General features: G+C 31.7%; 2 protein-coding genes and 1 pseudogene. All 3 read left to right on the top strand.

Annotated elements, in window-relative coordinates; genetic code table 11:
• A pseudogene (locus HNP68_RS07335) lies at nucleotides 1-150 on the top strand (phage portal protein); the annotation flags it as partial.
• A 16-nt stretch (nucleotides 151-166) separates the two neighbouring features.
• Nucleotides 167-859, top strand: coding sequence for a DUF1357 family protein (locus tag HNP68_RS06850; RefSeq protein WP_183221729.1), 693 nt, complete (start codon nucleotides 167-169; stop codon nucleotides 857-859).
• A 12-nt stretch (nucleotides 860-871) separates the two neighbouring features.
• Nucleotides 872-1,421: DUF228 domain-containing protein (locus HNP68_RS06845; protein ID WP_183221727.1), on the top strand; the 550-nt coding region annotated here is incomplete at its 3' end.

Genomic DNA, 1,421 nt, shown 5'->3' with positions numbered 1-1,421 from the left:
AATTCACTGATTATGTTAAGTGAAGATGAAAAGGTAGAAAGAGATATTAAGCTAATTGAGCTTTACAGTAAATATAATGAGCTTATAAACAATAATTCCTTCAACAAAGAGGAGTTATCTATTTTAAAAGAAAAATTATTCTCATTTTGAGAAAAGGAGTTAAAAAGTGATTGAAAATGAAGAAAAAGAAGACTTGCAAGCACAAGCTAAAGAAGAACAGCAAGTTAAATCTGATACCAAGATTATAAGTTCTGGCGAATATGAAGAGTATATGCGCCTTAAAGAACAAGCAAATGCAAAACCTAAAGAGATAAATCATGAGTTAAGTATAAATGAGCGAATAACAAAAGAACTTGCAGAAGTTGAGAAGAGAGAGCGTGTTGAAAAGCAATTACTGCTTGAAGCTGAGCGTATAAATGAAATTGACACACTAGCAAAAGCACATCTTAGCAATCATTTTAATAAAGAAGTGCTTTTAGCGAAAGGATACACACTAAAAGACATTATGCAAGCACAACGCAGAGAACTTGTTCGCAAATTTGTTCCAATTGAGCAAATTAAAGCTATTTCTAAAGTAGCAGACATAACCCATATTGATGGTGAGATACTAGAACAACTAGTTTCATTGGCTAAAGTGAATATCAAACTAAGAAAAAATGCGAATAGCAATTCTTCTTCTGTTGATTCTATTAAAGGGAATATTGTTGCTAAATCAGAAGAGAGAGTGAGTTTGCTTGATTCTAATTTTGTTCCAATTAATTTTACAGAATTTGTACAAGCTATAAGTAATACTTACAAGCAAAGACGACTTCAATTTTATGAAAACTTGAAAAGAAGTAGAAGAACAAGCGTTGCGTAAAGGAGTATTTAAATGGCTGGTACAGATATAACAAAAATTAAGGAAGAATTTGATAAAAAAGTTGCTGAAATTAGAGCATTAATGAAAAATCCACAAAAGGATTCTGGTTTACTAGGGAATTCTTTAGAGTTTAGAGACAAAAACTTAATTTATTCCAATTCTGGTGGAGTTAGAACTAGCAGTAAAGATAAAATAGAAAATTATCCTGCTAAGGGTTATCCATACAAGCGTGGAGTCAAGCTTAGTTTTAGTAATGATGGTACAACAGAGCTTGAAGTTGAGGCTGGTGGTGGTGAAGACTTGTATGGAATATGCACAGATATAGATGAGTTTACTGGCATAGCAACTGTAATTCCAATTACTAATAACTTTGAAGGGTATTTAGTATGTAAAAAAGATAGTCAAAGCGGTATAAATGTCGGTGATAAACTTAATTTTGATCAACACGGTGAGCTTGAAAAGGCTACTGGAAGTAATAAAACTATTAATGCTATAGCACTATCAAAAGCGCATAAAGTAACTGAGAATTTATATATTATTCTTGCTAGTGTTTTTGGGAATA

Origin of the sequence: Borreliella yangtzensis (assembly GCF_014201775.1) — a bacterium.
GTDB lineage: Bacteria > Spirochaetota > Spirochaetia > Borreliales > Borreliaceae > Borreliella > Borreliella yangtzensis.
Note: the sequence above shows the minus strand (reverse complement) of the source record. Positions and strands in the feature narration are given on the sequence as shown.